The 15,450-nt window shown below is 68.6% G+C and carries 9 protein-coding genes and 2 pseudogenes; 6 read left to right on the forward strand and 5 right to left on the reverse strand.

Annotated elements, in window-relative coordinates:
- A pseudogene (locus H613_RS0122110) lies at window positions 1–475 on the reverse strand (L-rhamnose isomerase); the annotation flags it as partial.
- Between the two features lie 359 nt (window positions 476–834).
- Window positions 835–3,126, reverse strand: coding sequence for a rhamnogalacturonan lyase family protein (locus tag H613_RS28430; protein WP_051393698.1), 2,292 nt, complete (start codon window positions 3,124–3,126; stop codon window positions 835–837).
- 398 nt (window positions 3,127–3,524) lie between these two features.
- Here H613_RS28430 and H613_RS32295 point away from each other — a divergent pair, with 398 nt between their 5' ends.
- Window positions 3,525–6,308 carry an exo-rhamnogalacturonan lyase family protein gene (locus H613_RS32295; protein ID WP_245598640.1) on the forward strand — a complete coding sequence of 928 codons (2,784 nt, stop codon included), beginning with the start codon at window positions 3,525–3,527 and terminating at the stop codon, window positions 6,306–6,308.
- 43 nt (window positions 6,309–6,351) lie between these two features.
- Here H613_RS32295 and H613_RS32300 read toward each other — a convergent pair.
- Window positions 6,352–7,530 (reverse strand): annotated as a pseudogene (locus tag H613_RS32300) (glycosyltransferase family 4 protein); the annotation flags it as partial.
- 241 nt (window positions 7,531–7,771) lie between these two features.
- On the opposite strand from H613_RS32300, the gene H613_RS0122135 reads away from it, so the two are divergent.
- The 4 genes from H613_RS0122135 (at window position 7,772) to H613_RS0122150 (ending at window position 12,729) form a co-directional block, all read left to right on the forward strand.
- Window positions 7,772–9,265 (forward strand): sugar transferase, encoded by a 1,494-nt coding sequence (locus tag H613_RS0122135; protein ID WP_026925486.1) that lies wholly within the window; start codon window positions 7,772–7,774, stop codon window positions 9,263–9,265.
- 51 nt (window positions 9,266–9,316) lie between these two features.
- The gene (locus tag H613_RS28440) at window positions 9,317–10,288 is read left to right on the forward strand and encodes an NAD-dependent epimerase/dehydratase family protein (RefSeq protein ID WP_051393699.1); all 972 of its coding nucleotides are present in this window, start codon (window positions 9,317–9,319) and stop codon (window positions 10,286–10,288) included.
- 68 nt (window positions 10,289–10,356) lie between these two features.
- Window positions 10,357–11,460 carry an LCP family protein gene (locus tag H613_RS28445; RefSeq protein ID WP_051393700.1) on the forward strand — a complete coding sequence of 368 codons (1,104 nt, stop codon included), beginning with the start codon at window positions 10,357–10,359 and terminating at the stop codon, window positions 11,458–11,460.
- A 420-nt stretch (window positions 11,461–11,880) separates the two neighbouring features.
- Entirely contained in the window at window positions 11,881–12,729 is an 849-nt protein-coding gene (locus H613_RS0122150) for an SAM-dependent methyltransferase (protein WP_439330257.1), read from the forward strand.
- 112 nt (window positions 12,730–12,841) lie between these two features.
- Here H613_RS0122150 and H613_RS0122155 read toward each other — a convergent pair whose 3' ends face one another.
- Complete coding sequence (locus H613_RS0122155) at window positions 12,842–13,726, reverse strand: Sco1979 family transcriptional regulator (protein ID WP_026925488.1); 885 nt, start codon at window positions 13,724–13,726, stop codon at window positions 12,842–12,844.
- 122 nt (window positions 13,727–13,848) lie between these two features.
- Window positions 13,849–14,094 (reverse strand): DUF397 domain-containing protein, encoded by a 246-nt coding sequence (locus H613_RS0122160; RefSeq protein ID WP_026925489.1) that lies wholly within the window; start codon window positions 14,092–14,094, stop codon window positions 13,849–13,851.
- A 571-nt stretch (window positions 14,095–14,665) separates the two neighbouring features.
- Between H613_RS0122160 and H613_RS0122165 the strand changes: the two genes are divergently transcribed.
- The gene (locus tag H613_RS0122165) at window positions 14,666–14,914 is read left to right on the forward strand and encodes a hypothetical protein (RefSeq protein WP_026925490.1); all 249 of its coding nucleotides are present in this window, start codon (window positions 14,666–14,668) and stop codon (window positions 14,912–14,914) included.
- The last annotated feature ends 536 nt before the right edge of the window (window positions 14,915–15,450 follow it).

The raw sequence follows: 15,450 nt of genomic DNA on the forward strand, positions 1-15,450 counted from the left end.
GGTCCTGGCGGGCCGCGATCGAGTCCTGCCCGGGGTAGTTGGTGCCGTCGGCGAACCACAGCTTGAGCGAGTCCGACCCGGTCGCGTCCATGATGTCGACGCATTCGAGCAGGTGGTCGGTGGCCTTGCGCCTGATGCCGGGATCGGGATGGCAGACGCTGCCGAGCATGTAGTCGTCGTCTTGGAACGTGTTGGAGTTGATCGTCCCGATCCGCACGCCCAAATCGGCCGCATGAGCCGCCAGGCGCGCGTAGTCCTCGGTCTTGTCCCACGGGATGTGCAGCGCGACCGAGCCCGCCGCGCCGGTGAACCGATGCACCTGCGCCGCATCGGCGAGCTTCTCGTACGGGTCGCGCGGCACGCCCTGCTGCGCGAACACCTTGAACCGCGTCCCCGAATTCCCGAACGCCCACGACGGCAACTCGATGCTCTGACTCGCCAACACCCGCTTCGCATACGAGAGTGCCTCGCTCATTGACCGGCTCCTTCGTCATGTGCCGCCGCAAGTTGTTCTTCGGGGCCGGACGCCCCTCGGATGATGAAACGATTCATACCGTTCTGCCTGCAGGTCCGCAGTGAAACTTCGGGGAGGTCCGGACGACTTCGGTGACACGGCGTTTAAATCGTTTTAACATTTGATTTCGCCACGATAGAACGGGCTTTCCAACACTGTCAAGCCCCGACCCGTAACGTTTCAATGACGGAGCCCCGCGGGCGAGCGGTCCCCTGAGCCCGCGCGCGGGGGCGCCCGCCCGCCGTGAACATTCGGCGGGCGGACGCCGCGTCGGCGGACCGGTGGGCCGCCGCGCCTCTCACCGCGGCGGCCGCGACCGGTCAGTAGGTGATGTTCGGGGTCTCCGGCTCCTCCATGCCCGCGCCGAGGAAGTAGTCGACGTGGTGGGACTGCATGTAGCCGTGCTCGGTCATGGCGTTCCGGTACGCCGGGTTGTGCGCCAGCGTGTACAGCCGGATGTCGGTCGGGACGTCGGTGGTGAAGATGATCAGCTCGTTGTAGTCCGCGTTGGTGTACACGGCCTCCTCGCGCCAGTCGCCGAACAGGTCGCCGACGAGGGTCGGCCCGCCTTGGGCGGCCGTCACCGCGCCGTAATTCCAGGTGGACTCCAGCCTCGGCAGGCTGTTCGTGGGCGTGGGGTGCTCGGGGTCCCACTGCTCGATCTTGCCGGAGTTGAGCAGCTCCATGGTGATGTCGCCGTCCCACCACAGGCCCAGCTGCGGCCACGGCCGCAGGGACGTGTCGGGCTCGGTCAGCTCGTTGGAGGCGGCGTTGTAGAGCCCCGAGAAGGACCAGACCTCCATGCCCGGGAAGCGCGGGTCGATGTCGCCGGCCATGCCGCGGCCGACGTCGGCGGGCTCGTCCGAGCTGCCGTAGTGCTTCCAGAGCATCTCGCCGGTCGACGCGTCGTAGTAGTACTCGAGCAGGCCGCTCGGGTTCCGCTGCTGCACGCCGTAGCCCTCCAGGCCCGGACGGCTCGGGTCCATGTCGGCGATGTGGTAGCGGTCGCCGTGGACGATGCCCTCGTCTCCCAGCGAGTAGCGCAGCGTGCCGTCGCCGTTGAGCACGAAGCCGATCTCGACGACCTCGTCCTTGCCGTCGCCGTCGACGTCGATGATGCGGCTGTTGTGCCCGTCGGGGGCGTTCCGGCTCCCGCGCAGCCACTTCCACTGCATGTCGACGTTGTCGCCGTCGAAGCTCCAGGCGCTCATCATGAGGTTGAAACCGCCGTTGCCGATGCGGTTCTTCATGAAGGCGACCAGGCTGGGGTGGACGCCGTCGAGGTAGCCGACGCCGAAGCGGGCGGCCAGCGGGCCGTCGTCGATGTAGTCGTCGGGAACGGGCGCCGTGTCCAGCGCCGCGCCGGTCTGCCCGTCGAGGATGGCGATGAACTGGTGGTCGTCGTCGGAGTACTCGAAGGTCTCGCCGTCGCCGAAGGTGACGCCGTCGGCGATCCGCAGCGCGACCTCGGCGCGGCCGTCGCCGTCCAGGTCCTGGACGGTCACGCCGTCGTTGTGGCCGACGTCGATGGTGGCCGAGCCGGGCTCGATGTTGTCCTGGTTGGTGCTGTTGTGCCCGAGGTCGGCCTCCCAGAGGAACTCGCCCTCGTTCGTGTAGGCCTCGATCGACTGCGGAGAGGTCTGCCGGTCGACCACGTAGTCGTAATCGCCGTCGCCGTCGAGGTCGCCGACCCAGGCGAACTTGACCGCCCCGCCGTCGCGCATCGGGATGCGGACCACCGGCTCCTCGGCGTGGTTCGCCGACAGCTCGAACGGCTCGCTCGGCTCCTGCTCCGCACCGTCGATCACGGCCGCGACCCGGTAGCGGTTGGACCGCGAGAGGTCGGCGTCGTCGTCGACGAAGTCGGTGCCGCCGGTCAAGGCGCCGCCGTTGAGCTTGGTCCAGGAGCCGCCGTCGGTGGAGCGGTAGACGTTGAAGCCGATGCCGTCGGGGTCGAGCCCGAGCAGGCGCCAGCTGACCAGGACGTCGGTGTCGCTGGACCGCACGGCGACGACGCCGCGGCCGAGGTCCTCCATCTGCCGCTCGCCGTCCGGCGGCTGCTGCGAGTCGTCGCCGCCGTCGACCTCGACGAGGCGCCACTGCTGGTTGTCCCCGCCGGTGTCGTCGTACTGCGAGACGCGGGCGCCGTCGGCGGTGGACCGCTCCCAGACGTCGAGGGCCTTGCCGCTGTTGCGGTTGATGAGCTTGACGTAGCCGCTGTCGGTGTCGACGACCTGGAACTGCTGGTTGGCGCCGCCGTTGTCGGTCCACTGCACGAGGTCGGCGCCGTTGTCGGTGGACGCCTCGTAGACGTCGATGACCTTGCCGCTGTGCCGGGCCTGGATGCGGTAGTAGCCGTCGCCGGAGTCGAGGAACCGGAACTGCTGGTTGGTGCTGTCGTTGTCGGTCCACTGCACGATGGCGGCGCCGTTGTCGGTGGACCCCTGGTCGACGTCGAGGACCTTGCCGCTGTGCCGGGAGACGATCTGGTACCAGGCGCTCGTGTCGATGGCGGCCGCCTGCGCGGCCGAGGTGCTGACGGCGAAGGCCGCCGCGGCGGTTATGAGACCGATGACGGCCGCGACGACCGGCAGTCTCGTAAACGTTTTCACTGTTGCTCCAAAGATGCCTGCTGAAGATGTGGTTTGAAACGTTCAAGCCCGTTTCCGTCCACCGCGCTTGCTCGCGGCGGGCACCGGGCCTGTCGGCGCCCTCGCGTTCGAACACGACAGGGCGCATCGTTCCACATATACAAACATAGATGAATGTAGATTGCAAGGGTGGACTTCACCTGCGGATATGAGTCATATGCCGTTGTATTCGAGGTAGATGAAGGCGGTGCGCGCACCTCTGGGCCGGTGTGTCGGCGCATGCGGCCGTCCGTTCGTGAGCGGAGTGGGCGGGCTCGAATCTCCGCCATCTGTTGACTACCGATCGATGCGTGGCTATATTGAATCCTCGAGAAGTTAAAACGATTTAACCGGCCTGAGCCGGAACCCCTGGAGGAATCATGTCCGACCCTTCACCGGAACTCCAATCCCTTCCCTCCGTTGACGAACCGAAGGGCGGCTTCAGCCGCCGCAGCGTCCTCGCCACCGGCGCGGGCGTCGCCGCGGCCGCGGCCCTCATCGACGCCGCCCCCGCGCACGCCCAAGGCACCGGCGGCACCGGCGCCGCCCCCGAGTCGGTCGACCTCGTCTGGCTGGAGGGCGCCCCGCCCGAATCCCCCGGATCGACCTGGGGCGTCCCCTGGGGACAGGGCACGTTCCCCGGCGACCAGCAGTTCAAGATGGTCGACGACTCGGGAGCCACGGTCCCGCTCCAGACCTGGCCGCTCGCCTACTGGCCCGACGGCTCGCTGAAGTGGACCGGCCACGCCATCGGGCCGGCCGCGAAGGCCGAGACCCTCACCCTCTCGGCCGGAGAGCCCACCGCCCCGGCGTTCCCGGTCACCGTCTCCGAGGCCGGTCAGCACATCGACGTCGACACCGGCGTCATCACCGCCCGCATCAACAAAAAGGGCACCGACCTCATCAAGCACATCAAGCGCGGGAACCGCACGATCGTCAAGCACGGGCACCTGGTCAACATCACCCAGGACGAGGCCCCCGACCCCGAGACCGGCTCGGTCAGCCGCGACCGCTACGAGAGCAAGATCGACGACGTCGCCGTCGAGCAGGACGGGCCCGTGCGCGCCGTGATCCGCGTCGAAGGCCACCACCGCAAGACCAAGGGCCGCGACAAGTCCTGGCTGCCGTTCACCGTCCGCCTGTACTTCTACTCCGGCGGCGAGTCCTTCCGCATGGTCCACACCTTCATCTACGACTCCGACGGCTCGAACGCGTTCATCGCCGGGCTCGGGGTGCGCTTCAAGGTGTGCCTGACCGACGAGCTGTACGACCGGCACGTCCGCTTCGTCGGCGACGGCCACGGCCAGCTCACCGAGGCCGTCAAGGGCATCACCGGCCTGCGGCGCGACCCCGGCCAGGCCGTGCGCGAGGCCCAGCTCGCCGGTCGGGCGCTACCGGACCCCGCCACCTGGGACCAGCGCGTCACCACCCGCCTGCACTGGATCCCCAACTGGGGCGACTACTCGCTCACCCACCTCAACTCGGAGGGCTTCGCGATCAAGAAGCGCACCAAGGAGGGCCACGCGTGGGTTCCGGTCGACCAGGGCCACCGCGCCTCCGGCTTCGGCTACGTCGGCGGCCCCTCGGGCGGCTTCGGCTTCGGCATGAAGGACTTCTGGCAGCGGCATCCCACCGGGCTCGACATCCGAGGCGCCCACACCGACGAGGCAACGGTGACGGTGTGGATGTGGTCCCCTGAGGCCCAGCCGATGGACACCCGCTTCTACCACGACGGCATGGGCGAGGACACCTACGAGAAGCAGCTCGACGCCCTTGAGATCACCTATGAGGACTACGAGCCCGGCTTCGGCACCCCCAGCGGGATCGCCCGCACCACCGAGCTCCAGTTCTGGGTCACCGACGCCACGCCCGACCGCGAGCGCCTGGGGTACATGGCCGACGTCGTCCGCGCCCAACCGCAGGTGATCGCGCCCGCCGCGCACATGAGCGCCGCCGGTGCCTTCGGGGGGCTCTTCGGACCCGTCGACCGCTCGACCCCGGTCAAGTCCGACGTCGAGGACATGATCGACTTCCTGTTCGAGCACTACCGCACCGAGCAGGAGCAGCGCCACTGGTACGGCTTCTGGGACTTCGGCGACGTCATGCACTCCAAGGACCGCGACCGCAGGATCTGGCGCTACGACGTCGGCGGCTACGCCTGGGACAACTCCGAGATCTCCTCCGACCAGATGTTCTGGATGGCCTACCTCCACACCAACCGGGCCGACATGTTCCGCTTCGCCGAGGCCATGACCCGCAAGACCAGCGAGGTCAACTGCTACCAGATCGGCGAATGGGCGGGGCTGGGCACCCGCCACGGCGTCCAGCACTGGGGCGACTCGTCCAAGCAGGTCCGCGTCTCCAACGCGAACTACCGGCGCTACTTCTACTACCTCACCGCCGACGAGCGCACCGGCGACCTCCTCCACATGCTCTCGGGCAGCGAGGAGACCGCCCTCATCCTCGACACCGGGCGCAAGATCCGCGACCCCGAGGACCCGTGGGTGCCCGACCGCAACGCCATCGAGATCGGCTTCGGCACCAGCTGGGCCGCCCTGGTGGCCGCGTGGCTCACCGAATGGGAGCGCCGCGGCCCCGACTGGGAGTTCTGCCGCGACAAGGTCCTGGGCACCATGGAGACCATCGCCGCCCAGCCCAACGGCTTCGCCCAGGGCTCGGCGCTGTACGACATGGACACCGGCAGGTACGCCATCGCCGAGGAACCCGTCGTCGAGCGCTCGAACCTCGCCAACTCCTTCGGCCGGATCGAGATCTGCGCCGAGCTCATCCAGCAGATCGACATGCCCGCGTTCGAGGAGGACTGGCTCAAGTACTCCCGCTTCTACACCGCGGGCCGCGACGCGCAGGAAGAGGAGTACGGCGGCCGCTTCGGCGACCTGTTCCTGCCCTCCTACGCCCGCGCCAACGCCTTCGTCTACGCCCGCAGCGGCGACGAGGAGCAGGCCGAGCACGCCTGGTACATGTTCCGCGACTCCGGGGACTCCCCGAGCTACGCGCACGGGCCGCGGGAGACCGAGACCGTGGAGGAGACGCTGAACACCACCGAGTGGTGGCCGGACGGCGGCACGAACGACATATCCCAATACGGCCTGGCCGCGATCCAGATCCTGCACCTCGCCCGCGACTTCGCTCCTGAGGAATGAAATGAGCCGCCGGCCGGCGGGGCGGGAGCAGAGGGGCCCGTCCCGCCGGCCGGCGGCGCTTCGCCATGGATAAGAGGAGTTCCTCGTATATGGCGATGAGGCGGTCCAGGACCACGGCGGGGGAGAAGACCGACTCGTAGCGGGCTCTGGCGTTCGCCGCGTACGACGGGTCCTTCGCCACCGTCTCCAGGGCCCTCGCCAGGGCCTCCGGCGTCGGCTCCACCGACACCCCCGCCGGAGCGGCGGTGTCGGCGCCCGCGATGAACGGGGCGCCGCCCATGCGGGTGGCGACGACCGCCCTGCCGCTCGCGAGCGCCTCGATCCCGCTGGTCGGCAGGATGTCCTGCCAGATCGAGGGGATCACCGCCGCCGCCGAATCGGCCAAGGCCGCCCGCATGCCCTCGGCGTCGAGCTGCCCCAGGTACTCCACGCCGTTCCTCCCGCCGGCCGCCTCCACGAGCGGGCGCAGCGGGCCGTCGCCCGCGATGCGGAGCCTCCCGTCCGGCAGATCGGCCCGCTCCCAGGCCTCCAGGAGCAGCTCCACGCCCTTCTCCGGCACCAGCCGCGCCCCGAACAGGAAGCCCTCGCCGAGCGGGACCTCGCCGGGGTCGGCGATCGCGTTCGGCTTCACCCGGATCCGCTCGTCGTCGATGCCCATGCCCCGCAGGAACTGCGCGATCGCGTCGGTCAGGGCCACATAGCGGTCCACCGTCCTCCACGTGCCCCGGTGGACGCCGAGCGCCACGGCCATGATCGCGCTCTGCGGGCGCGAGCCCCGGTAGCAGGCGTGCAGCACACCCGGCGCGTTCCAGCGCTTCCCGTGGCAGTCGCGGCAGTCGTGCCCGTCGCGGAAGTACAGCCCGTTGACGCAGTCGTGCCGGTAGTTGTGGACCGTCTGCACCACCTTCACCCCCGCCCGGTGCGCCGTCGTCACCACGGACGGCGACAGCAGGGGATAGGGATTGTGGAGGTGCAGGATGTCCGGCCGCTCGCGCTCCAGCAGCGCGGCCAGTTCCCGCTGCGTGCCCGCCGCGTGCACCGGGGAGAGGGCGAGCGCCGCCTTCTCAAGCGGCGCAAGCTCACTGATCTCATCGGACGAGCGCAGGAACGGCACCACGTCCACACCGGCGTCCCGCAGCGCCCCGATCTCGTAGTCCACGATCACGTTCTCGCCCGACGGCTGGGCCGATGAGTAGCGGTTGTGGGCGATGACGATTCTCACAGGTCCTCCGGGTGGCGCGCACGGCTTTCCGATCGGCCGAAGATACCTCAGCCTGCGAATAGGTGTAGGTTGTCGGTACCGTGTCGGCGGGCCCCCCGGTAGAGGTCGACGGCTTCGATCTCCCCCGCGGACACTCACCTCCACCGTAAGCTGACGACCGCAGGGATGTGCAGTGGCTACGAGCCTGGAACGCCCAGCAGAGCAATACCCAGCCGGGAAGTACGAACGGACGGGGACCTACGTGGGTGGTACGCAGAAGGACGGAGATCCACAGCTCGTCACCAACGGCGTCACCCGGTCAGCGTGGCGCCGCCTCGTCCGCGCCTCCAACTGGCACCGCTCCTACCAGGCCGCGCTGGTGGGCGTCGACCTGCTCGCCGCCCTCGCCGCCTCCGCCGTCGCCGTCAACCTCACCCCCCACTCCCACGCCGGGTTCCACACCAACGAGCAGGTGGCCTTCTACTACCTGACCGTCTGGCTGCTGCTGCCCACGGCCTGGCTTTTGACGCTGTGGGGCACCGGCGCCTACGACCGCCGCTACCTCGGCCTGGGCAACGACGAGTTCAAGCGCGTCATCCGCGCCTCCCTGTTCATGCTCGCCCTCGTCTCCTTCCTCGCCCTCACCTTCAAGGCCGACGTCTCCCGCGCCACCGTCGCCGTCATCCTCGCCGCCGGGGCCATCCTCATCGCCGCCTGCCGCTACGGCGCCCGCCTCGGCCTGCACAAGATGCGCGAGGCCGGACGCGCCGTCCAGCGCGTCCTGCTCATCGGCTCCTACCCCGAGGCCCTGGAGGTCTACCGCACCGTCCGCCGCGCCCCCGCCGCCGGGCTCGTCCCCGTCGGCATCTATGTCACCGAGGGCGCCTCGTCGGTGCGCAACCTGGAGACGCCCGTCCCCGTCTTCGCCGGGACCGACGTCGTCACCTGCGCCGAGCAGCTCGAAGCCGACACGCTCGCCGTCTGCGGCACCGCCTCGGCCGAGGCCGGGGACCTGCGCCGCCTCGCCTGGCAGCTCGAGGGCACCGGCCGCGACCTCGTCGTCGCCCCCCAGCTGACCGACATCGCCGGGCCCCGCGTCCACATCCGCCCCGTCGAGGGCCTGCCGCTCCTCCACGTCGAGGAGCCCAAGATCTCCGGCGTCGGCTGGCTCATCAAGAACATCCTCGACATCTCCTGGTCGGTGCTCGGGCTGATCATCCTGTCCCCGCTGTTCCTGGCCGTGGCCATCGCCATCAAGGTCGACAGCCCCGGCCCGGTCTTCTTCCGCCAGTCGCGCGTCGGCCGCGAGGGCGACACCTTCCGCTGCTGGAAGTTCCGCACGATGTACATCGACGCGGAGGACCGCCAGGCCGCGCTCATGATGCACAACGAGACCGACGGCCTGTTGTTCAAGATGAAGGACGACCCGCGCATCACCCGCGTCGGCCGGTTCCTGCGCCGCACCTCCATCGACGAGTTCGCCCAGCTCATCAATGTCGTCCGCGGCGAGATGAGCCTCGTCGGCCCCCGCCCGCTGCCCGCCGAGAACGGCGACTTCCTCGGCGACGTCCGCCGCCGCCTGCTCGTGCGGCCCGGCATCACCGGCCTGTGGCAGGTCTCGGGCCGCTCCGACCTGTCCTGGGACGACGCGGTCCGCCTGGACCTGTACTACGTCGACAACTGGTCGCTGACGACCGACTTGCAGATCCTCTTCCGCACCGTGGCGGTAGTGTTGCGCCGACGAGGGGCATACTGACCGGTTACGAGCAGGTGAACACCGGGGGAACCCTGATAATCTGGGGAATTGATGACTTCTTACGGAACAGGCAGCCGAGTACTCGTGACGGGCGGCGCGGGCCTGGTGGGCTCGCACCTCGTCGACGCCTTCCTCATGCGCGGCTGCGACGTGACCGCCGTCGACAACTTCTCGACCGGCTCCCGCGACAACCTCGCGGCCCACGAGCACCTGACCGTGGTCGAGGCCGACGTCACCGAGGGCCTCGCGGTCGGCGACGAGCCCTTCGACGCCGTCCTGCACTTCGCGTGCCCGGCCAGCCCCGTCGACTTCGCGACGCTGCCGGTCGAGATCCTCCGCGTCGACTCCGTGGGCACCCTGCACGCGCTCGACCGGGCCCTCGCCGACGGCGCGCGATTCCTGCTCGCCTCCACCTCCGAGGTCTACGGGGACCCGCTGGTCCACCCGCAGCCCGAGTCCTACTGGGGCAACGTCAACCCCATCGGCGTGCGCTCCTGCTACGACGAGGCCAAGCGCTTCTCCGAGGCCGCCGTGGCCGCCTACCACCGCCACAAGGGCCTGGACGCGGCCATCGTGCGGATCTTCAACACCTACGGGCCCCGCATGCGCCCCGACGACGGGCGCTTCGTGCCGACCTTCATCAACCAGGCACTCGCCGGGGAGCCCGTGACCGTCCACGGCGACGGCTCGCAGACGCGCTCCCTGTGCTACATCGACGACCTCGTCCGCGGCCTGGTCATGCTCCTGGAGTCCGGCGAGTACGGCCCGGTCAACCTGGGCACCGAGTACGAGCTGACGGTGCGCGAGACCGCCGAGCTCATCATCCGCCTCACCGGCTCGGCCTCGGTGATCGACTACACCGACCGCCCCTCGGACGACCCCGAGCGCCGCCGCCCCGACCTGAGCGCGGCTCGCGAGCTGCTCGGATACGAGCCGCAGGTGCACTACGAGCAGGGCCTGAAGACCACCATCGACTTCTTCGCCACCGCCTCGCGGGAGGCGGACGGCACGCCACGCGTGTAACCACGGTGACACCCCGTCGCGGCACGCGCGGTCAGCGCCGAGGGGCGGGCGTTGCGTAAGCTGGGCGCATGACCTATTCCGGTTCAAACTACCGGGGCAGCGCCTCGGTTCCCGGCGGCGACGGCGGCGGGGCCCGCGTCGCCCCGGCGGCGGCCGGCGGGCCGACGCGGCGCGGCCTGATCGGCTCGGCAGTCGGACTCGTGGCCTCCCTCGCCGCGGCGGGCGGCGGCGCCGCCGTGTGGTCCACCGCCCACGGCGCCAACGACGACCTCGACCGGGCCTTCGACCTCGGCGACATCGAGGACCGCCCCGAGAAGACCACCGGCGCGATGAACGTCGTCGTCCTCGGCTCGGACGCCCGCAAGGAAGGCGACGACGCCCGCAGCGACACCTGCATCGTCATGCACGTCAACGAGGCGGGCACCGAGGCGTACGGGGTCTCGATCCCGCGCGACATGTGGGTCCCCATCCCCGAGGAGCCGGACGCGAAGTACGCCGAGTACACCGGCACCGAGGCCAAGTTCAACGCCGCCTACTCCTGGGGCGGGGCCAACCTGACCGTCCGCACCATCGAGGAGCTCACCGGCGTGCGCATCGACCACGTCGTGGAGATCGACTTCGACGGCCTGGTGGAGGTCGTCGACGCGCTCGGCGGCGTCGAGATGAACGTCCAGCACGCCGACGCCGACGCATACTACGACGAGAGCGGCGTGACCTCGATCCACCCGCCGTACCGCTACTTCGAGGCCGGGCCGAACCTGCTCAACGGCGAGGAGGCGCTCGACTACGTGCGCCAGCGCAAGCAGTACGCCCGCGGCGACTTCGACCGCATGCGGCACCAGCAGGAGCTCATCAAGGCCATCATGGACTCGGCGGTGACGGCCGACGTCGTCACCTCGCAGTCGAAGCTCACCGCGTTCATCGAGTCGGTCTCGGACGCGGTCAAGGTCGACACCGAGTTCAACGCGGTCGAGACCGGCATCGAGTTCATGCACCTGCGCAGCGACGACATCGTCTTCATGACCATGCCGACGGTCGGCGGCGGGCCGTCCGGCGTCGCCGTCGACGAGGAGCTCGCCCCCAGCCTGTGGGAGGCGCTGAAGGACGACACCGTGGGCGAGTGGGTCGAGGCGAACCCCGAGGCCGCCGGCCAGGCCGACACCGAGGAGTAAGCCCCGGCGGAGGGGTCCGCATTCGCGAGGACGGTCTACCGACGACCCCGCAGGCGTCATGCTCGCGGCGGAGGCGCCCGCATTCGTGCGGGACGGCCTCGCGTCGCCGCGGTGCGAGCGACGCCCGCACGGAAGCGCCCGCATGCGCACAGTACGGCCGTTATATCCTATAATCCGGTTATAGGTTATAGGTTATAGGTAAGTGTTCCCATGTGCGCGAGACGGTCCTCTGCCGCCGCCCGGGAGGCGATGCCTCGGCCGAGGTGTCCACATCGGCACCAGTGCGACGCATGATGCCGATGTGATGTCTGATTTTGTTGCGCACCAACCGTTCCGTACTCCAGTGCGGGCCGGTCCCGCACTTTTCCTGCGACTTCATCGGTCGTACCATGATCTGAACGTTCCTTCGATGAAGAGGTTGTGCCGATGAGTGACGAAGCACCCACCATCTCCGGCGAAGACCCGCCGTACGTTCCCGATTTCGACATCAGCAAGCCCGCCATCGCCCGCGTCTACGACGCCTCCCTCGGCGGCAAGGACAACTTCGCGGTCGACCGCGAAGGAGCGGCCCTCGTTGCGAAGTACGTGCCCGACATCCGCAAGGCCAGCCAGGACAACCGCCGCGGCCTCGCCAAGGGCGTGGAGTACGTGGCGCGCCAAGGCATCGACCAGTTCCTCGACATCGGCGCGGGCCTGCCCACGATGCAGAACACCCACCAGGTGGCCCAGGCGGTCAACCCGGACGCGAAGGTCTGCTACGTCGACAACGACCCGATCGTGCTCGCGCACGGCCGGGCCCTGCTGGCGGACGACAAGTCGACGACGATCGTCACCGCGGACCTGCGCGACCCCGAGAGCATTCTGGACCACCCCGACGTGCGGAAGATGATCGACTTCGACCGCCCGATCGGCCTCATGGTCGTCGGCCTGATGATGCACTTCCACCGCGACGAGCACCCCGGCGAGTGGGTCAAGACGCTGATCGACGCCTGCCCGAGCGGGTCCTACCTGCACATCACCGACTTCGCCGACACCGGTTACCCGGAGCAGGAGCGGATGGAGCGGTCCTGCATCCAGGCCCTCGGCAACGGATGGATCCGCACGCCCGAGGAGATCGAGGCGCACTTCCAGGGGCTGCCGCTGGTGGAGCCGGGCATCGAGTACCCCGCCCGCTGGTTCCCCGGCGAGCCCGACCGGGAGGTCCCGGCGGTCGAGGACCTCGAGGAGTGGCAGCGCATCATCATGTGCGGCGTCGCCCGCAAGCCCTGACGACCAGCACGGAAAAGGCGCGCGGCACGCCGCGCGCCTTTTCCGTGCCAAGAAATATATGTCCTCGAAAGAGTGAAACTCGTCCGTCGCACAACGCGGTGCGTCGTCACGCTCAGTATTGGTCTTTGAGGATCTCGCGCAGGATGCCCGGCGTCTGCGCGGGCTGGGCGGCCTGCACGCACATGTGCTCCATGGCCGCCTGGTAGGCGTCGACCTCGTCGTCGCGGTCGAGGTACAGGCCGCTGGTGAGGTGCTCGATGTAGATGACGTCCTTGAGGTCCTCCGAGCCGAACCGCAGCCACGTGAACGGCGCGCCGGCGCCGGAGTGGGCGCCCGAGGAGAAGCGGACGATCTGGATGCGCACGTTCGGCATCTCGCAGGCCTTGATGAGCGCCTGGATCTGCTGGCGCATGACCTCCCTGCCGCCGAACGGGCGGTGCAGCGCGGCCTCGTCGATCACCGTCCACAGCATGGGCGGGTTGTCCTTCTTGGTGAGGATGTTCTGGCGCGACAGGCGCACGTTGACGCGGTCGTCGATCTCCTGGAGCGGCGTGTGCCCGAAGCCGAGCATGAGCAGCGCCCGCGCGTACTCGCGCGTCTGGAGCAGGCCCGGGATGAGCTGCACCTCGTAGGTGCGGATCATCGACGCGGCGCCCTCCAGGTCCAGGTAGGCGCTGAACCAGTTCGGCAGGGCGTCGCCGTAGCGGTGCCACCAACCGGGCTGGTTGGCCTCCTTGACCAGGGCGAGCAGGCGGCTGAGCTCGTCCTCGTCGGTGATGCCGTACATCTCCAGCAGGTCCTCGACGTCGCGGACCTTGAAGCCGACGCGGCCGAGCTCCATGCGGCTGATCTTCGACTCCGAGGAGCGGATCGCATAGCCCGCGTCCTCGCGCGTGATGTTCTTCGACTCGCGGAGGCGGCGGAGGTAGCCGCCCAGGATCATGCGCAGTGCGGTGGGGCCGCCGGTGCTCTTCCCGGTCGGGGTCGGCTCACTCATGTGCCTCTCACCTCCAGTCGATCGATGGAGAGGCGCCCAGGGACGAATAGCTCACCCTGACAGGGTAACCGGAGGGTCTCCCCGCCAGGGCGAGAGTGGAGCGAGGGTGATGCGCTCCGTTGTCAGGCGATCAGGTTGTCGAACTCGCCGTCCTTGGCGCCCTCGAGGAGCGCCTTGATCTCCGCGATCGTGTAGATGAGGGCCGGGCCCTCGGGGTCGCGGGAGTTGCGGACGGCGACGCCCTGTCCGTCGGGCAGCGCGGCGAACTCGACGCAGTTGCCTCCGTTGGGGCCGCTGCGACTGCTCTTCTGCCACGTGATCGACGAGGGAAGTTCCCCGGCGGGCATTCCGTTGCGTGCGTTGTCCATCGAAATTCCTTCCACCAATGGCCGGCGAACCGGCCGGTACTTCGATCTTTCGTGTGACCTGCGCACGGATCCGAAGCGAGTCTCGGCGGCGGCCGTTCTTCAGCGTGAAAGGCCGCGTATCGGGTGTTTCCGACGTTCCCTTTGCTGGTCCAGCCCAGTGTCGCACACTACGCACGGTAGCCTGCACGGTCCTCTTCGCAGGCATCTGCACGTGCATCCGCCCCGTGTGAATGCATGCTAGGATGAATGTGATACTGCACATAGACACTTCGGCTTGAGATGTGCGATCGTGATCGCAGACTCAAAACCGCTAACCGGCGTTCGGCGCGATGCTCGGTGGGGACCCGTCCAAGGGGCCGTGTGATGCGACTCCTTGGACGGCAACCGCGTTCGTCGCACTGGGGCCCACATCTCACAACCGGATCTCGCTAAGTCGTTACAGAACCGCGCCGGGCCGCACCCCGGCGACAGGTCTCGATCGTCGCCCGGAGAGGGGTTGGGTGCCATGGTGGAACGTCTTCAGACCCAGACGTTGCTGCAGGCAGCCGCGGCAGGAAAGCTGCGGAGCTCTATGTGCCAGCAGGTCATGGCGATCGAGTACGACAGGAACGGCCAGGCGATATACCGGTGCGCCGGCGCGTGCGGCAAGCACTTCGCCGACGCGAGGCAGGTGCAGGCGGGACTGCTGTGGCACTACCGGGGCCGCAGCGTGGGCAAGCTCTACGGGCTGCCCGACGAAGAGATCGTGGACGAGATGTTCGCGGCGCTCCAGCTGGCCTGGGTGCGCGACGGCGACATCTACACCGCGCGCTTCCGCTAGCGACGGAAGCGGGCGCGGACACAGAGACTTTGCTCTGTTTGGTGGGAAGACTCGGGGAGGCCGGTGGGGGCCTCCCCGAGCTCCACAGGGGCAAGGTTCGGTATGGCCGTGATCGCCACGGGGACATGGCGGTCGGCGGAAGCGCGAACCGCTGAACGGCTCGCCGGCTTCGCCGAGGACGGCTTGACCGGCCAGTTTACCAGCAATACCTCGAAGTCGAAACACTCCCGCCTGCCAGGAGATACATCCGAGCGTCGCAGGGGCTCAAGGACATTGAAGCAACGAGTGGAGGACCGGCCGTTTGGCCGGTCCTCCACTCGTTTGTCCGCTTGAACGAGGCATCGGGGCCTTGTCGCAGAGTGTGGGAATGAGTCGCGGGCCGCATTCCATCGCTCGGCGGTGTTACGAGAGGAATGGATCGGCCTTACGAGGACCGCCCGTGACCGATTCTGACCATCGCGGACGGTCGCGATGGGACCCATGCGCGTGTCGCTGGTTGACGGCGCGGGAAAGCTGTGCCAACTTCAATGAACGCG

Source organism: Glycomyces arizonensis DSM 44726 (genome assembly GCF_000482705.1).
Lineage (GTDB): Bacteria > Actinomycetota > Actinomycetes > Mycobacteriales > Micromonosporaceae > Glycomyces > Glycomyces arizonensis.